The sequence below is a fragment of the Bradyrhizobium sp. 170 genome, assembly GCF_023101085.1.
GTDB lineage: Bacteria > Pseudomonadota > Alphaproteobacteria > Rhizobiales > Xanthobacteraceae > Bradyrhizobium.
On the sequence record NZ_CP064703.1, the window covers coordinates 8,928,654 to 8,951,006 of the forward strand.

The following is a 22,353-nucleotide window of genomic DNA, read 5'->3' on the forward strand; positions in this document are numbered from 1 at the left end:
GCAATGGCTAATCGTCCGCCAGTGAGTAAAGGGGGCGTATGTGTGTGCGTATCGTATAAGGCCGGCTGCCGGCGTCTTTTCATCCATCATGTTTTTTCTCGCAGCTCCTGCAGAAGCGCATCATCCCGGCGGCGGCGGCAATACCGGTAGCGGCGGCCCCATCAACACCATCTCGGCCGACACGCTTTCCGAAGGACTGATCGCCGCATCGGTCCGCTACGAATTCATCCGGCTGGGCCAGCTCGGTGACGCCGACCTGCTCGCCGCCGCAGCTAAGGGCACACATGCGCATTCGCTCCGCTCGATCGACGCCATCTCGATTTCAGCCGCCTACGGCATCACCAACGACTTCACGGTTGCCGTTCGCGCCGGCGGCGTCCGCCGCTCGGGTATCAGCGAACCCGCGGAAGACATGCTGAGCGGCGGCCATATGGGCATGATGAATACGAGCGACATGAGCAGCCTGATGAGCCCCGACGGCATCAACAGGCGCGGCAACTCGGCGGGCTTCGGCGACGTGACGATGCTCGGGCAATACCGCTTCCACAACAATGCGCAGACCGGAACGTCGGCCGCCGTGCTGTTCGGCTTCAAGGCACCGACCGGCAGCACCAGCCAACGCGATGCCGCCGGGCAACTTTTCCAGGCCGAATTTCAGCCGGGCTCGGGCTCGTGGGACGGCCTGTTCGGCGCGGCCTTCACCAAGCGCACGGGCCGCTGGTCGTTCGACGTCAGCGGCCTTTATTATCTGATCAGCAACGGCACGCAGAACACCAATCTCGGCGACCGCTTCCTGTTCGGCACCGCCGTGTCATATCGCCTGGTCGGCGCCACCGGCTCGGCGAAAGAGGTGGAGCTGCATGAATACTGCATGCAGCCCCGCAACCAGTTGCAGGAGCATTGCCTCTATCACGCCAATCACGACCACAGCGACATGAAGAAGACGCCCTATACGCTCGACCTCGTTCTCGAGCTCAACGGCGAGTGGCACGACAAGCAGCGGATCGCCGGCATCCCGGACCCCAACTCGGGCGGCACCACGGTCTATCTCTCACCCGGCGTGCGCGTGGGCTTCGATCGCTTCTCGGGCTTCGTCTCCGTCGGCGTGCCGGTCATCAACCAGCACAACGGCGTTCAGTCCAAGCCCGATTATCGCATCCTCACGGGGATCGGCGCGCGGCTGAATTAAGCGCGGAAGTCGGCGGCCCCCGGCGAGACATCCGGGTCGCCAGCGGAGCTTGGTCGCTCCACCCCCGGCCGAAAGGTCGCAGCGGACGTCACGCGGCGCGGATGTTGCCGAGGAATTTGCCGGTTTCGGTCTCGAGCTGCTCGGATTGCGAGGTGAGCTGGGCTGCTGCGTTCAAGACAAGGGTCGCGGCGGCGTCGACCTTGCTCGACGCTTCTCGCACGCCCGTGATGTTCTGCATCACCTCCTGGGCGCCCTGTGCCGCCTGCTGCACGCTGCGGGCAATCTCGTTGGTCGCAGCGCCCTGCTCTTCGACCGCGGCCGCAATGGAGCCGGTGATTTCGTTCATCTGCCCGATCGTGGTGCCGATTTCGCGGATGGCCTCGACGGTCGAGCCGGTCGCGTCGCGGATGGCCTGGATCTGGCTGGTGATTTCTTCGGTGGCCTTGGCGGTTTGCGACGACAGCGCCTTGACCTCGTTGGCCACGACGGCAAAACCCCTGCCGGCGTCGCCGGCCCGGGCGGCCTCGATGGTGGCGTTCAAGGCCAAAAGGTTGGTCTGTCCCGCGATAGTCTGGATCAGCGCCATAACCTCGCCGATCTTTTGAGAGGCCTCGACCAGGCGTCCGACCATGGCCTCGGTCCGGTTGGCCTGCCCGACCGCGTTCTGGGCAATTGACGACGACTGGGTGACCTGCCGCGCGATCTCCTGGATCGAGGACGACAGCTCCTCCGCCGAAGCCGCAACGGTCTGAACGTTCGATGCGGTCTGCTCGGCGGCGGCCGCGACCTTGGCGCTCTGACCCGTCGTCCCCACCGCGATCGTGGACATCGACGAAGCCGAATCCTGCAGCTCGTCGGCCGCGGTGGCGGTACCCCGGATCACCCCGCCGATGCTACGCTCGAATTCGTCGGCGATACGGGACAGATCCGTCCGCCGCTCCTCGGCGGAACGCGCCTTCATCGCTTCCTGCTCGGTGCGGAGCCGTGTCGTCTCAACCAGATGATCCTTGAAAACCTGCAGGCTTCGCGCAATCCGGCCGACCTCGTTGGTCTGGTCGACGAACGGAACGTCGACCGCGAGATTGCCCTTGGCCAGTTCGTCCATGGCCGAGCAGGTTCTGTTGAGCGGACCGACCAGGCCGCGGCCAAGCCAGAACGCCGCGAATGCCGCGAATGCCAGCCCCGCCAAGCCGGCGATCCCGGCCCAGATCATCCGGCGGAAAACCACCGCGTCGATATCGTCGACATAGGCGCCGGCCTGAAGCGCCAGAAGCTTGTCGCCCGCGCCAAACGACCCGACATAGGAAACCTTGCGGAGTTCGGCGCCACCGGCGGAGCGGGGCGAGAGATATTCGACAAAGCCGCCGCCGGCGCGCGCCGTCCGCACGATATCCTGGATCAAGAGCTTGCCGCTCTTGTCCTTGAACTCCCAGCGGTTGACGTTGATGTATTTGGGATTGGCATGCACGTAGGTGACGCCGGCGTCGGCGCTACCCGTGCCGTAGACGCCGATATAGTCCGAATATTCGCCCCAGCGCATCGAACTGATCGCGCCGAAGGCCATCTGGCGCGCCTTGTCCGGCTCGACCCTGCCGGCCTTGGCCTCACCCTCGTAGTGGGCAAGAACCTTGGTCGCGGCCTCGACAAGATTGCGGACCGTGGTGCGCCGCTGGTCCAGGACCGCGTCGCGCAGCACCAGTATCTGCAAGGCGGAGACGGCTAACAGCACCATCGTCAGCGCCGCAATGATCATCGCAAAACGCTGGTAGACGGTGAGGTTACGCATGCCGCTGGCTTTCCTGTTGGTTGAAGATTCGTACCAACACAACGTTAACCGATTGTTATCGGGTTGCGCAGATGACCCGCGACGTCCGATCGCGAGAATCGGCGCTTGAAATGACAGCGCTGCGGCGACACAATGGTGCGCCTATCCTTCCAACATGACGCGCCAATGATCGCCGCACCGTGCGGACGGCTTGCCGCGGTAAGAGTGACCACAATGGCTGAAGCCGATCTCGACCTCGTTATCCGGCAAATCGCAAAAACGCAGAACAAGAGCCTGATGGCCGCCGTCAAGAAACGGCGCGACCAGATCATGGCCCGCGCGGCCAAGGCCAAGGACAAGGAGACCCGGGATCAATTCCGGCTGATCGCCAAGAGCACGATGCTGCTCGGCGCGGCGGCGGCCAAGCGGCTGCAGAATTCGGCGGAAAACACCGCCGATAGCTACGCCCGGGCGATCAGGAACGCCGCCGAGGAAGCCGCGGCGGCTGCGAAAAAGCCTGCCAAGAAGAAGGACGATTGAAGCGGCGCCCGAGCTCAGGCTGCCCTATCTATGGGCACGGTAAATGCCGCGCTCGAATAGACGATAGACGTTAAGCGCGCGCTGGTCGGCGAACGGCAATATTTGCATCATGATCACGCCCGCGATACGCGACGCAGGGTCGATCCAATAGTAGGTGTTGTAAAGCCCGGCCCATGTCAGGCTTCCTGCGCTCCGGCCATCAGGCACAGGATCGAGATTGATCATATCGCCGAGCCCCCACCGCAGCCGGACTCCCGGGAAAAAATCGACGTTGTCGGACAACGCTGGATTTGTTGTCTTGAGAATTCCCGCGTCGAGGTTGCCGATCTGATTGGTGGACATAAGCGCGACCGTCGGCGGCCGCAGGATGCTCTTCCCGGCAAGTGTCCCGCCATTCAAAAGCGCGCGGAGCAAAGTCAGATAATCGGGCGCTGTGGAATAGATGCCGCCGCCACCAGAAATCACTTTCGGCTCGGTTCGTCTCACCAAGGGCTGCGGCGCAAGCGTCCCATCCGCCTTGCGCAAATGCAGACTTGCCTGACGTGCGCGCTGCTTCTCTGTAAGCGAGAAGGCGGTGTCGTTCATCCCGAGCGGACCCAGGATGTGATCGCGGAAATAGCGATCCAGACTTTTCCCGCTGATGATTTCAACGAGCCGGCCGACCCGGTCGAGACTGGCGCCATAGGCCCACCTGGTACCCGGATCTGATATCAGCGGCGTACGCGGCAGCGCTGGATCGTTGTGAGACGCCTTGCCGTAGCGAACGACATTCGTGTCCCAAAGCTGATAGCTAAGCCCGGATGTGTGCGTCAACAGATGGCGTAGCGTGATGGGCTTTCCCGCGGCACGCAGTTGCGGGACCCCGTGCACATCGAAACCATCGAGAACTTGAGGCGACCCGAGCGTCGGGTCAATTCTTGCCGCTGGTTCGTCCAGTTTGAGTTTGTCCCGTTCGACGAGCTGCAGGGCTGCGACGGATGTCAGCAATTTGGTCATTGACGCGATACTGAAGATCGTGTCGGCCGACATCCTGGCAGCCGCGCCCATGCTTCTCGCGCCAAATGCGCCCTGGTAGATCACCGACTGCTCCGTTGCGGCCATAGCGACAACGCCTGGCACGTCTGCCGCATCGACCCGGGCCTGCAAATTGGCGTCGATTTCGCCGCTACGGGACGAGGTGCGGAGCGGAGCTGCAAGGCCAGGAATGGCTGCACCGGGGATCAGGCCTGCCGCCGCGACGGCTGCCGTTCGCAACAACGTATCGCGCCGACTGAACCGCACTATCATCGCGCTCCCCTCAACGCCCTGGAACCTAAGGCCGGCCGGCGGAAAGCATTCCCTTCAATTTCAGCACCGCGCTGTCGGGTGTTGTCAGCACTGGCCGCCCGGTTACCTCGGCGACCCGTTCTGCCGCAGGCGCCATGCTGTATTGCGCCAGCGCGATCAGGTCGCAATCGCGCAAATCTTTTGAAGCTTCGACGACCAAACGATCATGCGTCGCGCGGTCCCCGCGATCGAGCGCGGCCATGGCGCCTTCCGCCAGTTTCGGCACCAGTTCGATCGACGGCGGAAACTCCGGCGGCATCGAAGCCAGCGTCGGCGGAAACGTCGACAGCAGCCCAATTCGGCGGCCCCGCGCGACCGCCTGCTCGATCATCGCCTCATTGGGCTTGAGCACCGGCATCGGCGCGTGCGCACGCGCGACCGCTTCGATGCAGGGGCCGAACGCCGAACAGGTGAACAGGATCGCGTCCGACCCGGTGCCGGCGGCGTAGCGCCCGAGCCGGAGGAAACGCTCGGTCATCGCGTCGGTGAGCCCGCCGTCGCGCGCCAGATCGGCCGACAGGCTGTCATCGAGCAGGTTCATCAGGCGAGCCTCCGGCCAAAGTTTTGCGAAGGAGGCCTCGATCGGCACAATCGAATGTTTCAGGGCGTGGATGAGAGTAATGCGCATGCGGATCAGTCTGGCTGCGGCGCGGCTCGTGTCAACTGGCGCGCGCCGCAGCGTGATTTTTACTTGAACGGCAGGGCGTACATCAGGCCGCCCTTGGCCCAGGCCGCGTTCAGGCCGCGATCGAGCTTCAGCGGGCTCGACTTGCCGACATTGCGCTCAAAGATCTCGCCGTAATTGCCGCCCGCCTTGATCGCCTGCAGCATCCACTTGTTGTCGAGACCGAACCGCGATCCGAGATCGCCTGACGCGCCGAGCAACCGCTGGATGGCCGGAACGCTGCTGGACTTCGCCATCTCGTCGGCATTGGCAGCGGTGACGCCGAGCTCTTCCGCTTCGATCAGGCCGTAATGCAGCCAGGCGATGATGTCGGTCCACACCTCGTCGCCGTTGCGGGTGAACGGCCCGAGCGGCTCCTTGCTGATGGTCTGTGGCAGGACGACATAGTCGGCAGGGTTCGAGGCCGCCGTGGTGACGGCGCCCGCCAGCGCCGATGCATCCTGGGTCATCGCATCGCAGCGCCCGCCGAAAAAGGTCTGGTACATGGTGTCGGTGCGGTCGAACACCAGCGGTTTCCATTCGATCCCGTTGGCGCGGCCGTAATCGCCGAGCGTGACCTCGTGGGTCGTGCCCTGCGCGACGCAGACGGTGGCGCCGTTCAGGCCCTTGAGATCCTTGACGCCGGCATCGGCACGCACGACGAACCCCTGGCCGTCGTAGAAATTGACCGGGCCCTGCCGCAGCCCGAGCGTCACACCGCGCAGATAGGTCTGGGTCGAATTGCGATAGAGCACGTCGATCTCGCCCGATTGCAGGGCCGTGAAGCGGTTCTGCGCCGTGAGTGCGACGTATCGCACTTTTTTGGCGTCGCCGAGCACGCCGGCCGCCAAAGCGCGGCAATAGTCGACGTCGAGCCCCTTGTAGTTGCCTTGCGAGTCCGGTGTCGAGAAGCCGGCAAAACCGGTGCTGACGCCGCAGACCAGCATGCCGCGCTGCTTGACCGTATCAAGCGTTCCGGCCTGCGCCGTCAGGCACGACGCGGCGAGCAAGCCTGTAGCGATGACGATCCTCTTCATACTGCTCCTCCTGCTAATGACCCACACTCTTCAAGGCGCTGTCCATCGCCTGGCCCAGGCGGTCGACGATCACGTCGATATCATCAGATGTCGCGATATAGGGCGGCGCGAGCAGGACATGATCGCCGCGGCGACCGTCCATGCATCCGCCCGCGGGATAGCAGCCGAGCCCGCCTTCGAACGCGATCGCCTTGATGCGCTGGTTCAATTTCAGCGCGGGATCGAACGGCGCGCGGGTGGCGCGATCGGCGACGAGCTCGATGGCCTGGAACAGGCCGCGCCCTCTGATATCGCCGACATGCCGGTGATTACCAAAACGCTCGATCAGCCGCCGCTCGAGTTGAGCGCCGAGCGCCTTGACCCTGTCGAGCAATTGCTCGTCATCGATCACCCGCTGCACCTCGAGCGCCGCGGCGCAGGCCAGCGGGTGAGCCATATAGGTATGGCCGTGCAGGAACGCGCCCGAACCATCGCGGATCACATCGACGATGCGCGCGCTCGCAAGCATGGCGCCGATCGGCTGATAGCCGCCGCCCAGTCCCTTGGCGATCGCCTGGATGTCGGGCGCGATGCCTTCCTGCTCCCAGGCGTGGCGCGTGCCGGTGCGACCCATGCCGCACATCACTTCGTCGAGGAGGACGAGCGCGCCGTGCCGATCGCAGATCTCGCGAACGGCACGGAAATATCCCTCCGGCGCCGGTACACAGCCGGCGGTCGCGCCCACAACAGGCTCGGCGATGAACGCCGCCACATTCTGCGGGCCAAGACGCTGGAATTCCGCCTCGAGTTCGGCCGCCAGCCGGGCGACAAAATCCGCCTCGGATTCGCTGTCACGTTTTTCGTGATAGGCCAAGGCCGGGGTCACGTGGCTGAAGGCTGACGACAACAGCGGCGCATAGGGCTCGCGGCGCCAGGCATTGCCGCCGGCAGCCAGCGCACCCAGCGTATTGCCGTGATAGCTCTGGCGGCGCGCGATGAAGCGCTGGCGCTGCGGCTGACCGATCTCGATAAAATACTGCCGCGCCAGCTTGATACTGGCTTCGATCGCTTCAGAGCCACCGCTGACGAAATAGGCGTAGCCCAGTCCGCCAGGCTCATGGCCCACGAGATTGTCGGCCAGCGCTTCGGCGGGCTCCGACGAAAAGAAGCTGGTGTGGGCATAAGCGAGCTTCGAGGCCTGCCGCGTCATTGCCTCGAGCACGCGCGGATGCTGGTGGCCGAGACAGGAGACGGCGGCGCCGCCGGACGCATCCAGAATGCGCCTTCCGTCCTCGGCAATCAGCCAGACGCCCTCGCCGCCGATCGCCTTGGGCGGGCTTTCACGCAGGCTTCGATGCAGCACCCGGCTCTTGCTGACGCCCATGACGGTCAAGCCTCCTCGGCGACATATTGCGACATCGCGGCCAGCCGGCCTTCGGTCTCCTCAAGGCGGCGCCTTGCCTTGGCGCCGCCCAGCACGAAGGTGACCGCGGCCAGCGACTGCGCAATCGCAATGGCGCCGGTCAGGCTCGGGAAGAATCCAGGCGATGCGGCGGCTTCATAGAGCAGCAAATGATCGGCGCCCTCCGCCATCGGCGCGGTGATCGCGTCGGCAATTGCGACCAGCGTGGCGCCGGAATCATGCGCCGCGCGCGCCGACAGCACGCTGGCCCTGGAATAGGGCGCAAAGCCGATGACGACGACGGCATCGCCGCTCTGGAAGGCACCGAGGTCGAGATCTTCCGGACCGGAGCCGCCGACCAGTTGCACCTCGTCAGACCGAAACAGCCGGAGCTGATAATTGAGCAGTTCGGCCACGCTGCGGCAGCTGCGAAAGCCGGCGATCCAGATTCGCCGTGCTGCATGCAACGCCTTGGCTGCTTCGGCCACGGAACTCGTGGAAATGCGCGCAAGGCCTGCCGCCTCCGCTTCCAGCTTGTCGGCGACCAGCGAGATGTCGGCGTGGGGACCCTTGCGGCCACCCCGGGTGCGGGCCGAGAAGGGCTGGGCTTGCACCGGCCGGCGCGCCTCGGTGAGCGCGGCGCGCAATTCGTCCCATCCGGAATAACCCAGCGCTTTTGCCAGGCGCGTGAAGGCGGCGGGATCGGCGCCGGCCTCGGCGGCCAGATCGCGCATCGAGCGTGTGGTGGCGTCGTAATCATTGGCCGCGACGAAGCGCCCGACCTGCTGCAGCCGCGCAGGAAGCGACGGCAACGCGCTGCACAATTCGTTGAGCGGCGAGGATTTCGGTTGCGGCTGCGCCATGAAACATATGTTGCATAAAATGCCTTTTGCTGCAACATTTGAAATGCGCCCCTCGGGGACGCATGGCCGAAGATCGCTGTTGCCAGAAGGATCCTTGTGCTGTGACGACATCGACGCCCGAACTCCGCCGCCGCAGGCAACGGCGCTTCTCGCTGAACCGCCAGCAGATCATTGGCCTGCTCTGGCAGATCGTGGTGGTCGGGATCGCGGTCGCGATCGTCGCCTTCCTGTGGTCGAACGCCCTGCACAATCTGTCGGTACGCCGGATTTCGACCGGTTTTGCCTTTCTCGGCCGCGAAGCCGGGATGCCGATCGCGGACACCTGGCTCGCCTACAGCCCTAGGGATCCTTACGTCCGCGCCTTCATCGTCGGCATCGTCAATACGCTCCGCGTCGCTATCATCGGCATCGTGCTGGCGACCGTGATCGGCACGCTGATCGGCATCGCGCGGCTGTCGTCGAACTGGCTGCTGTCGCGGCTCGCCGCCATCTATGTCGAACTGCTGCGCGACATTCCCCTGCTGCTGCAATTGTTGTTCTGGTACGTGCTGATGCAGGGCCTGCCGGCGGCGCGCGCCGCATGGAAGCCGATCGAGGGCGTGTTTCTTTCAAACCGAGGGCTGGTGCTTCCATCAGTACCGATCGCGGAAGCAAACCTCTGGGTGATCGCGGCCGTCGTCGCCGGACTGATCGCGCTCTACGTGCTGCGGCGGCAATTGATGGCGCGGCAGATGGCGGACGGCAAGGTGCGGCATCTCTGGCCGTACGCGTTGGCCTTGCTCGTGGGATTGCCTGCGCTGGTGTCGTTTGCCCTCGGCGCTTCCTGGACCGTCACGATGCCGGAGCTGCGCGGCTTTAATTTCGTCGGCGGGCTGACGCTGGCGCCGGAATATTTTGCACTGCTGATCGCGCTCGTCACCTATACATCGGCCTTCATCGCCGAGATCGTCCGCAGCGGCATCCAGGCCGTTCCCAGGGGACAATGGGATGCAGCCAACGCGCTCGGCCTGCGCCGGAGTTTTGTGCTTCAACGCATCGTGCTGCCGCAGGCGTTGCGCGTCATCATTCCGCCGATGACCAGCCAGTACCTCAACCTCACCAAGAATTCCTCGCTTGCCGTCGCGGTCGGCTACCAGGACGTGGTGTCGATCGCCAACACGACGCTGAACCAGACCGGTCAGGCCATCGAAGCCATCGCGCTCATCATGATGGTGTTCCTGACCATCAGCCTTGGCATCAGCCTGTTCATGAACTGGTACAATGCGCGCATCGCGCTGGTGGAGCGCTGATCCCATGACGTCAATTACAGATGCGCCGGAAAATCCGCTGCCATTCAACCGCGCGCGATCACGCAAGGTCCCGGGCGGACGCATCGTCCGCTGGCTGCGCGCCAACCTGTTCGCCTCGGTCACGTCCTCGGTCATCTCCGTGCTCCTGATAGCGCTGCTCGGCAAGGCGCTGGTGAGCCTCGTGCAATGGGGCTACTGGAATGCGATCTGGTCGGTGCCCGGCGACCAGACCGGCGCCTGCCGGTCGATCCGAGGGCTCGGCGCGTGCTGGGCCGTGATCCCCGAGAAATATCGCTTCATCCTGTTCGGCACCTATCCGTTCAGCGAGCAATGGCGACCGGCGCTGGTGTGCCTGACATTCATTGCGCTGTTCTATGTATCGAGCCGGCGGAGCTGGTGGCGCGCGGAACTGGTGGCGGTGTGGGCGGCCGCGCTGGTGCTGATCGGCGTCCTGATGTGGGGCGGCATCTTCGGATTGACCTACGTGTCGCAGGACCGCTGGGGCGGGCTGCCGGTGACGCTGATCCTTGCGACGTTCGGGCTCGCCTTCGGCTTTCCGCTCGGCATCGTCGTGGCGCTGGGCCGCCGCTCGAAACTTCCTGCGATACGTTCGCTCTGCGTGCTCTATGTCGAACTGATCCGCGGCGTTCCCTTGATCAGCCTGTTGTTCATGGCCAGCGTCATGTTTCCGCTGTTCATGCCCGACGGCGTCAATATCGATAAATTGCTGCGGGCGCAGATCGCATTCGTGCTGTACGCCGGCGCCTATCTCGCCGAAGTCGTCCGCGGCGGCCTGCAGGCCGTACCCAGAGGGCAACACGACGCCGCCGACGCGCTCGGCCTGACTTACTGGAAGAAGAACGGCCTGATCATCCTGCCGCAGGCGATCCGCCACGTGATCCCGCCGCTGGTGAACACGTTCATCGCCTTCTTCAAGGATACCAGCCTGGTGCTGATCATCGGCATCCTCGACCTGCTGACGACGGCGAAGACGTCGATCATCGATCCCGCCTGGCAGTCCTTCAGCGTCGAGGTCTATATATTCGTCGGCCTGATCTATTTCGTCTTCTGCTTCGCGATGTCGCGCTACAGCCGGCATCTGGAGGCGCAGGCACGGCCGGGGTGACGGGCGATATCGATGGCGCGTCAGCGTCGCCGGGTCTTGAAGCGATGACCGACGACGATCAGCGCCGCACGCGGGCGCTCGGCGCTCTCGCCGCCCTCCGGTTGGCGCGGTCCGGCTTCAGCCAGCCGGTTGTCCTGCGTCACCGCCTCGAGCGCACGCAGGAAATCCCGCCCCTCGGCCGTGATTTGCCAACCGTCGCCATCGCAAAGCACATGGCCTCTGGCGAGAATATCGATTGGCCCAACCCGACCCGAGAGACGTCTCATCCGCGCGCTCCACTCGGGACCGCTGGTGGCGAGAATGGCAATGTCTCTCTTGAGTGAAGCTGTCGTCGCTCTGCCGCTGCCGTGACTGGTCAAAACTTTTAGAATAGCAACCTGTATGCTCACACCCTGCGCCTCGGACCGCCACACGCTTCTTGTTGTTCTGGCAGTCGGTGGGCTCTGAATATTTCGTTGCGGGGGCAGACGTCCACTGGCCGCGGACAGTTATCCGCAGACTTGAGGCATGCGCGCCTTCTCCTGGCTGGCGCAGGAGCGCGAGACGAGGCCAGCAATTCCACCGCGCGGCATAACAGCTGGCCAGAAAGCCGATGCGAGCTACACTTTCACCAGGCTTTCGAAGCCGCCATAGATCATCCGCTTGCCGTCGAACGGCGGCGATTTCGGATCCATCATCGCGTTGAGCCGCGGGTCCGCCATCACCTTGGCATTGATCTTGTCGCGCTGGGCGCGCGACTTGTAGGTGATCCAGGAGAATATCACGGTCTCGCCCGGCTTGAGCTTGACGCTGCGCGGGAAGGACGTGAGCTTGCCGACCTTGACGTCGTCGGCGACCCATTCGCGGTAATCAAGCGCGCCGTATTCACGCCAGAGCTTGCCACACTTCTTTGATAGCGCCGCGTATTCCGCGAGCTTTTTCTTCGGCACGGCAACGATGAAGCCGTCGACGTAAGGCATGGGGAATTTTCCTCTTGTTCTCCGGCGTCGTTGCGAGCGTAGCGAAGCAATCCACCTTTTCTTTGCGGCCCGATGGATTGCTTCGCTACGCTCGCAATGACGGCCAGGCGATTTTAGCTATGGCAACAAGATGCCTGAATCGGCGACGACTGGTATTGGTCACGTAGCCGCACCCAGTCCATCGGATATGGCAGGCCTTCCTCATGACGCCCGAGCGGGGTCAGGTCGAGGTAATGATAGGCGGCGTTCATCATGTCGAGGCCGCGCGAGTAGCAGGAATAGGTGTGGAAGATGTTTCCGGCCTCGTCGCGATAGAACACGCTGATTCCGGGCGCTTCCTCGCTGCCGAAGGGCGTGGTTCCGAAATTGTAGTTGCCGCCTCTCTCGATTTGCTCCGGCGTGAACGAAACGCCGTAGTCGTAATTGAACGCGTTTGCGCCTGATGACAGCCAGTCGAAGGTCCAGCCCATCCGCTGCTTGAAGGCGGCAAGCTTTGGCAGCGGCGCGCGCGAGATCGCGACCATCGCGGTGTCGCGCGCGGCAAGATGCGGGATCATGCGTTCGAAGCCATCGGCCCAGAACGAGCAACTCTTGCAGGCCTCGTTCCAATCGGGCGCGAACATGACATGCTGCACCACCAGCTGGCTGCGTCCCTTGAACAGGTGAACCAGCGACACCTTGCCGTCGGGCCCGTCGAACAGGTAATCCTTGTCGACCTTGACCCATGGCAGCGCACGGCGCTCTTCGTTCAGGCGCTCGCGCGCTTTGGTGTATTCCTTCTCACGCGCAAGGTGGGCCTTGCGGGCGGCGATCCACTCCTCGCGGGAGACGATGGTGTGCGGCTGCATGGGGGCTCCTGTGTTCAGGCCAAGTAGCTTTCCAGGTAGTTTTCGAGTTTGGCCAGAAGTTCCGTCCATCCGCGCTCGTGATTGTCGCGTGCCGTCGCATCGGCGAACTGTTCGTGAAGGAAAGTGAGCAGCGTGCCGCTGCCTTCCGGCTTCATCGAAATCGTCACCAGCGATTCCCGCTCCGGCGTGGAATGCCAGGCCCAGCTGAAAACCAGCCGCTGGTTCGGCACGACCTCGCGATAGACGCCGCCGACCTCGTTAAATGTCCCCTTGGCGTTGAAGCTGATGCGGTAGCGGCCGCCGACGCGCAGATCGATGTCGGCCTTGACCGAGCCTTCCTCGACCGATCCGGGCCCGAACCATTGCACTAGCTTTTGCGGGTCGGCCCACGCGGCGTAGACTTTTTCGGGCGCCGCGTTGAACCGGCGCTTGAGCGTGAGGCTGGGGCGCTCGGCGGGCTCGGCATCGCGGGCGCTTGACTTGATAGGGCTTGACTGGGTGGCCATGGGTCTTCCTCCACAAAAGCGGCAAGGCGGTCGAGAGCGTCGGACCAGAAGCGCTGGTAGCGATTGAGCCAGTCCATCGCCTGCTCCATCGGCTGGGCGGTCAACCGGCACGCGACCGTGCGGCCGGTCTTTTCGCGCGCGATCAGGCCGGCGTCCGACAACACATCGAGGTGCTTCATGATCGCGGGCAGCGACATCGAAAACGGCTGCGCCAGCTCGCTGACCGAAAGGCTTTCGCGGTCGCCGAGCCGCGCCAGCAGCGCGCGACGGGTCGGATCGGCAAGCGCGGCAAAGGTACGGTCCAGAACTTGCTCTTGATACTTAACCATATGGTTTAGTATAGACGCAAAAGAAACGCCGTCAAGCCGGCGTCTGCATCACGAAGTCGGGAGTGGGCAACGAAGACGCGGATGGCCGGATCATTCAGCGCAAATAGCTTTCGCGCGTCAGTCCGGCCATCCCGGGAAGAATTCGCGAGCCCCGATCAATAATCCCGATAAACCCGCATCCGCCGCTGCTCTCCGAAGGCAACGCGCGGATTGACATTGCAGTAGAGCGCCCGTCCGGACGCCGACGCCATGCACTGGCCATAGCTGCTGTAGGAGCAGTCGCCGGGGATGCCGATTCCCCGGCCCTGGAGGCAATAGGGATAATCGTACGCCGCCGCCGGCGAGCTGCCGGCCACGGTAGCGACTGTCGCTGCCGACAGTGCCAATATCGCTAACATTGCATTGCGCATCTTCGATCTCCTTCACGTGACGCAAAAGCCGGGTTGCCTTTTCGATAAAACACCGCGACCGAGCCAATGTTCCGTGATGTAGATCACTGCACCTTTTCGACCTTGGCTTCCTCGATCACCTTCTTCCACTTGTCGGTTTCGGCCACGATCATCGCGCCGAACGCTTCAGGTGTGCCGATCAGCGGCTCGCCGCCGAGGTCAAGCAGACGCGCCTTGATCGCCGGCTCGGCGAGCACCGCGTTGATCTCCTTGTTCAGCTTCTCGATGATCGCCTTCGGCGTGTTCTTCGGCGCTCCCACGCCAAACAGCGCGCTCGCCTCGTAGCCCGGGATGGTGTCGGCGAGGACCGGCACGTCAGGCAACAGTGGCGACCGCGCGGTACCAGTGACCGCCAGCGCCCGCACCGAACCGGCGCGGACATGCTGGAGAATCGAGGGCATGTTGTCGAAGATCAACTGAACCTGACCGCCCAGCAGATCGGTGATCGCCGGCGCGGCGCCGCGATAGGGCACGTGCTGCATCTTGGCGCCGGACATCGCCATGAACATTTCGCCGGACAGATGCACCGACGTGCCATTGCCCGACGACGCCAGGTTGACCTTGCCGGGATTGGCTTTCACATAGGCGATGAACTCCGCGGCCGTCTTCGCCGGCACGTTGTTATTGACCGTCATCACGTTCGGCACGCGGTTGAACGCTGCGATCGGCGCAATATCGCGAATCACGTTGAATTTCAGATTGGCGTAGAGCGAGGCGTTGATGTAGTTCGCCGGATTGACGAACAGCAGGGTATAGCCATCGGGCTCGGCGTTGATGACGGATTCGGTGGCGATATTGTTGCCGGCGCCGGGCTTGTTCTCGATCACAAATTGCTGGCCCAGCCGTTCGGAGAGCCGCTGGCCGAGCAGCCGCGCGATAATATCGGTCGCACCGCCCGGTGGATATCCGACGACCCATTTCACCGGGCGAGTTGGGTAATCCTGCGCCGAAACGCTGCCGATCGAAGCGGCAGTGGAAAGACCGATGACGGCCAGGCAAATCGCGGTGCGACGTGAAATCATAAAACTTCTCCTTGGAGGCCGGGATTCAGAGCCCAGTCCGTTTCTATTGAGGCGCGGCACTATTGAACCGAACGCGGCCCGCGTTGTAACAAACAAAGTCAGGTGCGGCCAGTGCGACCCGATGCTTCCGACCGCGACGAAAGGATAAGACATGTCTGTCAGGGTTAACGCGCTCGACCACCTCGTCATCAATGTGTCCGACGTAGCGCGTTCCACCGAGTGGTACCGGAAGATTCTCGGCATGGAGGTCAAGGTATTCGATCCGGGTGCGGGCAAAACGCCGCGGACTTCGCTGGTGTTCGGTAACCAGAAGATCAACGTGCGGCCGCGCGATGCCGACAAGGTCGAATGGTTCACGGCCAACCACGAAACCGCAGGAAGCGACGACCTGTGCTTCCTGACGTCAAGCACGCCGGACGAAGTGGTGGCGCATCTGAAGGCAAACGGCGTCGCAATCGAGGAAGGCCCGGTCGCCAAACAGGGCGCCCGCGGCGCGCTGCGCTCGGTCTATTGCCGGGATCCCGATGGGAGCCTGATCGAGATTTCGTCGTATGAGGATGGCGGGGGCTAGCCCGTCTCCCTCCCCGTCATTGTGAGCCAACGGGTCGCGCGAATGCGCGCCCGTTGGCTCACAATGACGGGGAGAGACGACCTCCAACTACCGATTTGCCCATTGCGCCGTCCAATGGCAGAACTAGTCCCAAGCAAAAATCAAGGCAGCCGATAGAGCTGCACGGGAGGAATTCATGCCACTTTCGCAAGCCACGCCGGGCATTGTCGGACCATTCGCTGATCTCGACGTGCCGTGGCTGCTGCGGATGCGCGCCGAGAGCCGCCGCAACCATCCGTTCCTGATCTGGGCGCCGTTCGAGGCACCGGCGCGGAGTTGGTCCTACGGTGAGTTTCACGAACGCGTCGGCGCGCTTTCCGCCGGCCTCGTCAAACGTGGCGTCAAGCCGGGCGAATATGTGCTGATCCATCTCGACAATTGCATCGAGGCCATGCTGGCCTGGTTTGCCTGTGTCGAACTCGGCGCCATTGCCGTCACCACCAACACCCGCTCGGCGGCGGCGGAAATGGAGTATTTCGCCGGCCATTGCGGCGCAGTCGCCGCCATCACCCAGCCCGCCTATGCCGAACTGATCTCGGCCAATTGCCGCGGCCTGCGCTGGATCGCCGTGATCTCGCATGATGCCGGCAGTACGCCTGCGCGCAGCACGCAGCGCGGCGACAGTTTTGAATCATTATTCGCCGACAGCGCCGATCGACCGCGCCGCGCCGCCGACCCGTCCGCGCCGTGCAGCGTTCAATACACCTCCGGCACCACGTCGCGGCCGAAAGCGGTGTTGTGGACGCACGCCAATGCGCTGTGGGGCGCCAAGATCAATGCCGCGCACGAAGACCTGCACGCCGGCGACGTGCACCAGGCCTATCTGCCGCTGTTTCATACCAACGCGCTGGCCTATTCGATGCTGGCGACGCTGTGGGTGGGTGCTTCTTGCGTGATCCAGCCGCGGTTTTCGGCGAGCCGGTTCTGGGGCGTGGCGCTGGAACACAACTGCACCTGGACCTCGACGATCCCGTTCTGCATGAAGGCGCTGCTGGAGCACGAGATTCCCAAGCACCACAAGTTCCGGCTCTGGGGCACCGCCGTATCCGAACCGCCGCCGTTTGCCGCCTTCGGCGTCAAGACGATCGGCTGGTGGGGCATGACGGAAACCATCACGCACGGGATCGTCGGCGAGGTCGACCAGCCCAACACGCCGATGTCGATCGGCCGCGCCGCGCCCGAATATCAGATCCGCATCGTCGGGGACGACGGCGGGCCTACGGACGTCGGCGGCACCGGCAATCTCCTGATCAAGGGCATTCCCGGCCTGTCGCTGTTTTCGGAATATCTGCACAACGAAAAAGCCACCCGCGAAAGTTTTGACGAGCACGGCTATTTCATCACCGGCGACCGCGTCACCCTGCTCGAAAATGGCTTCATCAAGTTCGGCGACCGCACCAAGGACATGCTGAAGGTCGGTGGCGAGAATGTCGCGGCGTCCGAGATCGAGCAGGTGATCGCGGTGGTGCCGGGCGTGCGCGAGGCCGCGGTGGTGGCGAAGAAGCATCCGATGCTGGATGAAGTGCCGGTCGTGTTCATCATTCCGCAGGCCGGCGTCAAGGGCGCACCGGCCGACCTGCATGACACCGTCATGGCCGCCTGCCGCAACGGGCTTGCGGACTTCAAGGTGCCGCGCGAAATTCACTTCGTCGACGACATGCCGCGCTCGACGCTGGAAAAGGTGGCGAAGGCGGAGTTGCGTAAGATGCTGGGGTGAAGTCGTCCGCCGTCATTGCGAACGAAGCGAAGCAATCCATCTCTCCACGCGAGACGGACAGAATGGATTGCTTCGTCGCTTCGCTCCTCGCAATGACGGGAGAGCAGATAACAAAAATCACAGGGGAGCGCGTAATGCCGGAGCTGAGGTCGAATTCTTCGAGGCTTGCTTGCTATTTTGCTGCTGCTTTCATCGCGACATCGCCGATCGGCATCGCGTCAGCCCAAACCGCCGACACGATCCTCTTCAACGGCAAAATCCTCACCGTCGACAAGGATTTCTCCACCCAGCAGGCATTGGCGATTACCGACGGCAAGATCCTCGCCACCGGCACTTCAGCCGCGATGAGGAAGCTCGCCGGCAAAACCGCAAAACTGATCGATCTCGGTGGCCGCACCGTGATTCCGGGCTTCACCGACGGACACATCCACGGCATCCGCGCCGCGCTGACCTTCGGTACCGAAGTGAACTGGATCGGCGTGCCCACGCTGAAGGACGCGCTGGAAAAGATTGCTCAAGCCGCAAAGGCGCAGAAGCCCGGATCCTGGATCGTCGTCGCCGGCGGCTGGACCGAGGAGCAGTTTGCCGAGAAGCGCCGGCCGACACCGGCGGAGGTCGCAGCAGTGGCGCCCGACAATCCCGTCTACATCCAGCATCTCTATGACTGGCTGCTGCTGTCGCCAAAGGCGATGGAGGCGCTGAACATCCGCGACGACAACGATGTGGCGCCCGGCGGCAAGCTCGCGCGCGATGGCGACAACAAGCCCACCGGCATCATCGACGCCGGCGGCGCTGCGCTCGGCAGGATATTTGACAAGCTGCCCAAGCCGACCATGGAACAGCAGATCGACGGCTCCAGGAAATTCTTCCGCGAGATGAACAGCCTCGGCATCACCGGCATCGTCGATGGCGGCGGCGTCAGCATGTATCCGGCGAACTACCAGGCGGTATTCCGGCTGTGGCAGGACAAGCAGCTGACCGTGCGCGTCGCCTATCACCTCTGCGCGCCAAAGCCCGGCAGCGAGCTTGCCGACCTGCAAAACCTGACGCAACTCTCGCCGCCGGGATTTGGCGACGCCATGCTGCACTTCAACGGCCCCGGCGAAATCCTGATCTGGGCCGACTGGACCGACGGCGACATCACGCCCGACGGCAAGGCGAAGCTTGCCGAACTGCTGCGCTGGGCGGCATCAAAGCGCTACACCATTCAGCTGCACTGGAACCCGGACCGCACCGTCCACGACCTGCTCGACGTGGTCGAGGACATCAACAAGGATTTTCCCGTGCGCGACCTGCGCTGGACCGTGCTGCATCTCTACACCGCTTCCGAAGCCAGCTTGAAGCGGATGAAGGCGCTCGGCCTGGTCTGGGGCGTGCAGGATGGGCTCTATTTCGGCGGCGAGCGGCTGCAGAAGGAGGTCGGCGTCGAACAGGCCAAGGCGATGCCGCGGATCGCTACCGCGATGAAGCTCGGGCTCATGGTCGGCGGCGGCACCGACGCGCATCGCGTGTCGTCCTACAATCCCTTCGTGTCGCTGCAATGGTATCTCGACGGCACCACGATCGGCGGCACCAAGACCCGTGGCGACGAGGAAGCGCCCAGCCGCCGCCAGGTGCTGGAGATGTACACCCGCAACACCGCCTTCATGGCAAATGACGACGACAAGCGCGGCACCCTGGAGGCCGGCAAGTTCGCCGACCTCGCGGTGCTGTCGGCGGACTACATGACGGCGCCCGTAAAGGAGATCGGCAAGATCAAATCGGTGCTGACGATGCTCGGCGGCAAGGTGGTGTATGCGGCGCCGCCGTTTGCCGAGGAGCGACGCTAGTGCGTGGTGCGTAGCTGCGTAGGGTGGGCAAAGCGCAGCGTGCCCACCATTCATCGACGACGGTGCCATGAGATGGTGGGCACGTCGCTAACGCTCCTTTGCCCACCCTACGAAGTCCCCCTCAACTCACCTCGAACCTTATCGGCAGCTTCTTCGGGCCGTTCACGAAATAGGCCTGCGTCATCTTCACTTCACCGTCGAGGGCGATCGATTTCAGCCGCGGCAGCAGCTCCTCGAACAGGATGCGCATCTCGAGCTTGGCCAGATATTGCCCGAGGCAGAGATGCGCGCCATAGCCGAAGGCTACGTGGCGGTTCGGCTGGCGGTCGCAGCGGAACTTGTACGGCTCCTCGAACACGTCCTCGTCGCGATTGCCGGACGCGTAGCACAGCATCAGCCAATCGCCCTTTGCAATCTTGCGGCCACCGAGTTCGGTATCCGACGTGGCCGAGCGCATGAAATGCTTCACGGGCGTCATCCAGCGGATCGCCTCGTCGACGAGACCGGGGATCAGCTCGGGATTGGCCTTCACCCTTTCGAATTGCGCGGGGTCTTCCGCCAGCGCCCAGATCGCGCCGGCGGTCGAGGATGACGTGGTGTCGTGGCCGGCGGTGGCGACGATCATGTAGTAGCTGGTCGCGTCATGATCCGGCATGTAGGCGCCGCCGATCTTTGCGTTCGCAATGACGGTGGCGAGATCCTCACGCGGGTTGCGGCGGCGGTCCTCGGTGATGCCGCGGAAATAGGCGCCGAAATCAGCCACCACCGACTGCATCATCCCGGAGAACTGCTCCGCCGTGAGCTGTTCCCTGATCCGCGCCGTGTCGGGATCCTGCGGGCCGAACAGCTCCTGCGTCAGCTTGAGCATGCGCGGCTCGTCCTTCTCGGGCACGCCGAGAATTTCCATGATGACATGCAGGGGATAGCCGAGGGCGACGTCCTCGACGAAATCGCAAGCGCCACCCTTGTCGAGCATGCGCTGCACGGTGGCGCGCGCGATCTCGCGCACGCGCGCCTCGAACTTTCCGAGATTGGCCGGCATGAACCAGCCCTGCGTCAGCGCCCGGTACTTTGGATGATCGGGCGCATCCATCTGCACCAGCGAACGAACCAGATTTGGCCCGCCCGTGATCTTGCGGACGCGCTCTTCCACCGCCCGGTTCGTCAGCGTGGTCGGGCGGTCGGCATTGTGGAACAGCTCGTTCTGGCGGCTGACGGCCTGGATATGCGCATGCTTTGTCACGACCCAGAACGGGTCGAACTTCTCGGGCCTGGCAATGCCGAGCGGATTGTTGGCGCGCAGCCAGCGGTAGCTGTCATGGATGCGGTGGTCGGCATAGGCGGCCGGATTGACGAGCGTGGCCGCAATGTCGGCGGGGATGTTGAGATTCGGACTCGAATCGACGGTCGTATCCATGGTCTCCCCCGCCTGCCTATGCCACCTGCGCAAGGTGTGCAGATGATCAACGATAATTAGGCAGTTGCAAGGCCCACAGCTTGCGTTGAGCGGCTACTCTCTCCGCGTCATTGCGAGCCAACGGGCCGCGCGAATGCGCGCCCGATGACAGGCTCCGCGAAGCAATCCACTTCTCCGCTTGCCGCGAAGATGGATTGCTTCGTCGCTTCAGCGCAAAATTGCTTTGCAATTTTGTCGCGAGCTCCCTTGCGCAAACGCTTCGCGTTTGTCGCAGGCAATGACGGCGGAGATCATGAACGGCGGAGATATTGCGGCGCTCAGTAATACCCGAACGCCACCGGGCGGAAAGCGTGCAGCAGATGCTGGTCGATCTTGTCGCCCATTTCTTCCATCATGCCGAACGCCTTGGCGTGGGTGAACTGCAGCCGGTAGGCGCGCTTCTCGACCAGGGCGGCATAGATGTCCACGATCGTGGTCAGCCGCACGATGTCGCTGATCTGCTTGCCGTTGAGGCCGTTGGGATAGCCGGTGCCGTCGAGGAATTCGTGGTGGTGCAGCACCACGTCGAGCATTTCGGGCGGGAAGCCACCTTGGGCAGCCAGCGCGTCGTAGCCGCGGCGCGGATGCTGGCGCATTTCTTCCATCTCTTCCAGCGTCAGCGGGCCCGGCTTGTCCAGGATCGCCACCGGAATGTACGCCTTGCCGACGTCGTGCAGCAGGGCTGCACGGGCGAGGCGGCGCTGGTCGTCCTCGCGCATGCCGAGATGCTGCGCATAGGCGACGGCAAAGCCGGTGACGAAGAGGCAATGGCGATAGCTGCCGGCGTGATGGCAGCCGACCGTCGTCAGCCATTCCCGTAAGGACGAATGCTTGATCGCCTTGAGAATCTTGTTCTCGGCCTCGACGATGTCGCTGAATTTCAAGGGAACGCCGGCCGGAAGCTTTTCGAAGATCTTGACCATCACGGCATGCGCCGCTTCGACGCCCCTGTTCAGGACCTTGCCGCGATCGGTTTCGTCATATCCGTCGCTGTCCGGAAACGCGGCGCGAATCCGCTGCAGGATACCTTGCGCGTCGAACGGCCGCGCGATGGTGTCGGTGGCGCCGAGCGCCCAGGCCTGCATCGATCCGTGATGCAGCGCGTCAGCCAGCACGAACAGCCGCGGCATTTCGCGGTAGGCCTCGGCGCGCAGCTTGTTGCGCACCAGCTGCACGCTCTCGGCGGAGCGCAAATTGATGTCGACCACGATACCCGCCAGGTCGCGTTCCGGCGCATCGGGAATATCTGACGTCGCGATGGTGTCGACCTGACCGACGGATCGCAGAATGCTGGCGAGTTCGCTGCTTTGATCGCTTCGATCCGAAGCCAGCAGCAGCCGGCGCTTGGTCGAAGTCTTGTTGGCTACCGATGTCATGAAACCCCAGACCCCTCGCGGTGACGACTTGCAACCGAGGCTAGCGGATAAGGAGTTCCTCGGGGCTTAAGA

General features: G+C 63.5%; 22 protein-coding genes. 7 read left to right on the plus strand and 15 right to left on the minus strand.

Annotation, left to right across the window (positions count from 1 at the left end):
* Positions 1-88: 88 nt before the first annotated feature.
* The gene (locus IVB05_RS42130; protein ID WP_247782063.1) at positions 89-1,189 is read left to right on the plus strand and encodes a transporter; all 1,101 of its coding nucleotides are present in this window, start codon (positions 89-91) and stop codon (positions 1,187-1,189) included.
* Between the two features lie 88 nt (positions 1,190-1,277).
* Here IVB05_RS42130 and IVB05_RS42135 read toward each other — a convergent pair whose 3' ends face one another.
* Positions 1,278-2,975 carry a methyl-accepting chemotaxis protein gene (locus IVB05_RS42135; protein ID WP_247782064.1) on the minus strand — a complete coding sequence of 566 codons (1,698 nt, stop codon included), beginning with the start codon at positions 2,973-2,975 and terminating at the stop codon, positions 1,278-1,280.
* Between the two features lie 213 nt (positions 2,976-3,188).
* On the opposite strand from IVB05_RS42135, the gene IVB05_RS42140 reads away from it, so the two are divergent.
* Positions 3,189-3,494: a hypothetical protein gene (locus IVB05_RS42140; RefSeq protein ID WP_247782065.1), complete on the plus strand. Its 306-nt coding sequence runs from the start codon at positions 3,189-3,191 to the stop codon at positions 3,492-3,494.
* 24 nt (positions 3,495-3,518) lie between these two features.
* Here the strand turns inward: IVB05_RS42140 and IVB05_RS42145 are convergent, their stop codons facing one another.
* The 5 genes from IVB05_RS42145 to IVB05_RS42165 form a co-directional block, all read right to left on the minus strand.
* The gene (locus IVB05_RS42145; protein WP_346771814.1) at positions 3,519-4,640 is read right to left on the minus strand and encodes a serine hydrolase domain-containing protein; all 1,122 of its coding nucleotides are present in this window, start codon (positions 4,638-4,640) and stop codon (positions 3,519-3,521) included.
* Between the two features lie 166 nt (positions 4,641-4,806).
* Positions 4,807-5,448, minus strand: a complete 642-nt coding sequence (locus IVB05_RS42150) for an arylsulfatase (protein ID WP_247782067.1) — start codon at positions 5,446-5,448, stop codon at positions 4,807-4,809.
* Positions 5,449-5,507: 59 nt separating this feature from the next.
* Positions 5,508-6,521 (minus strand): amino acid ABC transporter substrate-binding protein, encoded by a 1,014-nt coding sequence (locus IVB05_RS42155; RefSeq protein WP_247782068.1) that lies wholly within the window; start codon positions 6,519-6,521, stop codon positions 5,508-5,510.
* 13 nt (positions 6,522-6,534) lie between these two features.
* Positions 6,535-7,884 carry an aspartate aminotransferase family protein gene (locus IVB05_RS42160; RefSeq protein WP_247782069.1) on the minus strand — a complete coding sequence of 450 codons (1,350 nt, stop codon included), beginning with the start codon at positions 7,882-7,884 and terminating at the stop codon, positions 6,535-6,537.
* Positions 7,885-7,889: 5 nt separating this feature from the next.
* On the minus strand, positions 7,890-8,765 hold the full coding sequence (locus IVB05_RS42165) for a MurR/RpiR family transcriptional regulator (protein ID WP_247782070.1): 876 nt from the start codon (positions 8,763-8,765) through the stop codon (positions 7,890-7,892).
* 101 nt (positions 8,766-8,866) lie between these two features.
* Between IVB05_RS42165 and IVB05_RS42170 the strand changes: the two genes are divergently transcribed.
* On the plus strand, positions 8,867-10,054 hold the full coding sequence (locus IVB05_RS42170; RefSeq protein ID WP_247782071.1) for an ABC transporter permease subunit: 1,188 nt from the start codon (positions 8,867-8,869) through the stop codon (positions 10,052-10,054).
* Between the two features lie 4 nt (positions 10,055-10,058).
* Positions 10,059-11,180: an amino acid ABC transporter permease gene (locus IVB05_RS42175; protein ID WP_247782072.1), complete on the plus strand. Its 1,122-nt coding sequence runs from the start codon at positions 10,059-10,061 to the stop codon at positions 11,178-11,180.
* Positions 11,181-11,200: 20 nt separating this feature from the next.
* On the opposite strand, the gene IVB05_RS42180 is transcribed toward IVB05_RS42175, so the two are convergent.
* The 7 genes from IVB05_RS42180 to IVB05_RS42210 form a co-directional block, all read right to left on the minus strand.
* The gene (locus IVB05_RS42180; RefSeq protein WP_247782073.1) at positions 11,201-11,446 is read right to left on the minus strand and encodes a hypothetical protein; all 246 of its coding nucleotides are present in this window, start codon (positions 11,444-11,446) and stop codon (positions 11,201-11,203) included.
* A gap of 333 nt (positions 11,447-11,779) precedes the next feature.
* The gene (locus IVB05_RS42185) at positions 11,780-12,139 is read right to left on the minus strand and encodes a DUF1428 domain-containing protein (protein WP_247782074.1); all 360 of its coding nucleotides are present in this window, start codon (positions 12,137-12,139) and stop codon (positions 11,780-11,782) included.
* Between the two features lie 113 nt (positions 12,140-12,252).
* On the minus strand, positions 12,253-12,987 hold the full coding sequence (locus IVB05_RS42190; RefSeq protein WP_247782075.1) for a thioredoxin family protein: 735 nt from the start codon (positions 12,985-12,987) through the stop codon (positions 12,253-12,255).
* Positions 12,988-13,001: 14 nt separating this feature from the next.
* The gene (locus IVB05_RS42195; RefSeq protein WP_247787383.1) at positions 13,002-13,472 is read right to left on the minus strand and encodes an SRPBCC domain-containing protein; all 471 of its coding nucleotides are present in this window, start codon (positions 13,470-13,472) and stop codon (positions 13,002-13,004) included.
* Positions 13,355-13,822, minus strand: coding sequence for a metalloregulator ArsR/SmtB family transcription factor (locus tag IVB05_RS42200; protein ID WP_247782076.1), 468 nt, complete (start codon positions 13,820-13,822; stop codon positions 13,355-13,357). Before IVB05_RS42200 ends, IVB05_RS42195 begins: the two co-directional genes overlap by 118 nt.
* 155 nt (positions 13,823-13,977) lie before the next feature.
* On the minus strand, positions 13,978-14,220 hold the full coding sequence (locus tag IVB05_RS42205; protein WP_247787391.1) for a DUF3551 domain-containing protein: 243 nt from the start codon (positions 14,218-14,220) through the stop codon (positions 13,978-13,980).
* A gap of 95 nt (positions 14,221-14,315) precedes the next feature.
* Entirely contained in the window at positions 14,316-15,293 is a 978-nt protein-coding gene (locus tag IVB05_RS42210) for a tripartite tricarboxylate transporter substrate binding protein (protein WP_247782077.1), read from the minus strand.
* Positions 15,294-15,444: 151 nt separating this feature from the next.
* On the opposite strand from IVB05_RS42210, the gene IVB05_RS42215 reads away from it, so the two are divergent.
* The 3 genes from IVB05_RS42215 to IVB05_RS42225 all read left to right on the plus strand — a co-directional run bounded on the left by IVB05_RS42215 (position 15,445) and on the right by IVB05_RS42225 (position 19,449).
* Positions 15,445-15,864: a VOC family protein gene (locus IVB05_RS42215; protein ID WP_247782078.1), complete on the plus strand. Its 420-nt coding sequence runs from the start codon at positions 15,445-15,447 to the stop codon at positions 15,862-15,864.
* Between the two features lie 175 nt (positions 15,865-16,039).
* The gene (locus tag IVB05_RS42220) at positions 16,040-17,620 is read left to right on the plus strand and encodes an AMP-binding protein (protein ID WP_247782079.1); all 1,581 of its coding nucleotides are present in this window, start codon (positions 16,040-16,042) and stop codon (positions 17,618-17,620) included.
* 134 nt (positions 17,621-17,754) lie between these two features.
* Positions 17,755-19,449, plus strand: a complete 1,695-nt coding sequence (locus IVB05_RS42225) for an amidohydrolase (RefSeq protein ID WP_247782080.1) — start codon at positions 17,755-17,757, stop codon at positions 19,447-19,449.
* A gap of 121 nt (positions 19,450-19,570) precedes the next feature.
* Here the strand turns inward: IVB05_RS42225 and IVB05_RS42230 are convergent, their stop codons facing one another.
* Positions 19,571-20,866, minus strand: coding sequence for a cytochrome P450 (locus IVB05_RS42230; RefSeq protein WP_247782081.1), 1,296 nt, complete (start codon positions 20,864-20,866; stop codon positions 19,571-19,573).
* 317 nt (positions 20,867-21,183) lie between these two features.
* Positions 21,184-22,281 (minus strand): HD domain-containing phosphohydrolase, encoded by a 1,098-nt coding sequence (locus tag IVB05_RS42235; protein WP_247782082.1) that lies wholly within the window; start codon positions 22,279-22,281, stop codon positions 21,184-21,186.
* Positions 22,282-22,353 lie beyond the last annotated feature (72 nt).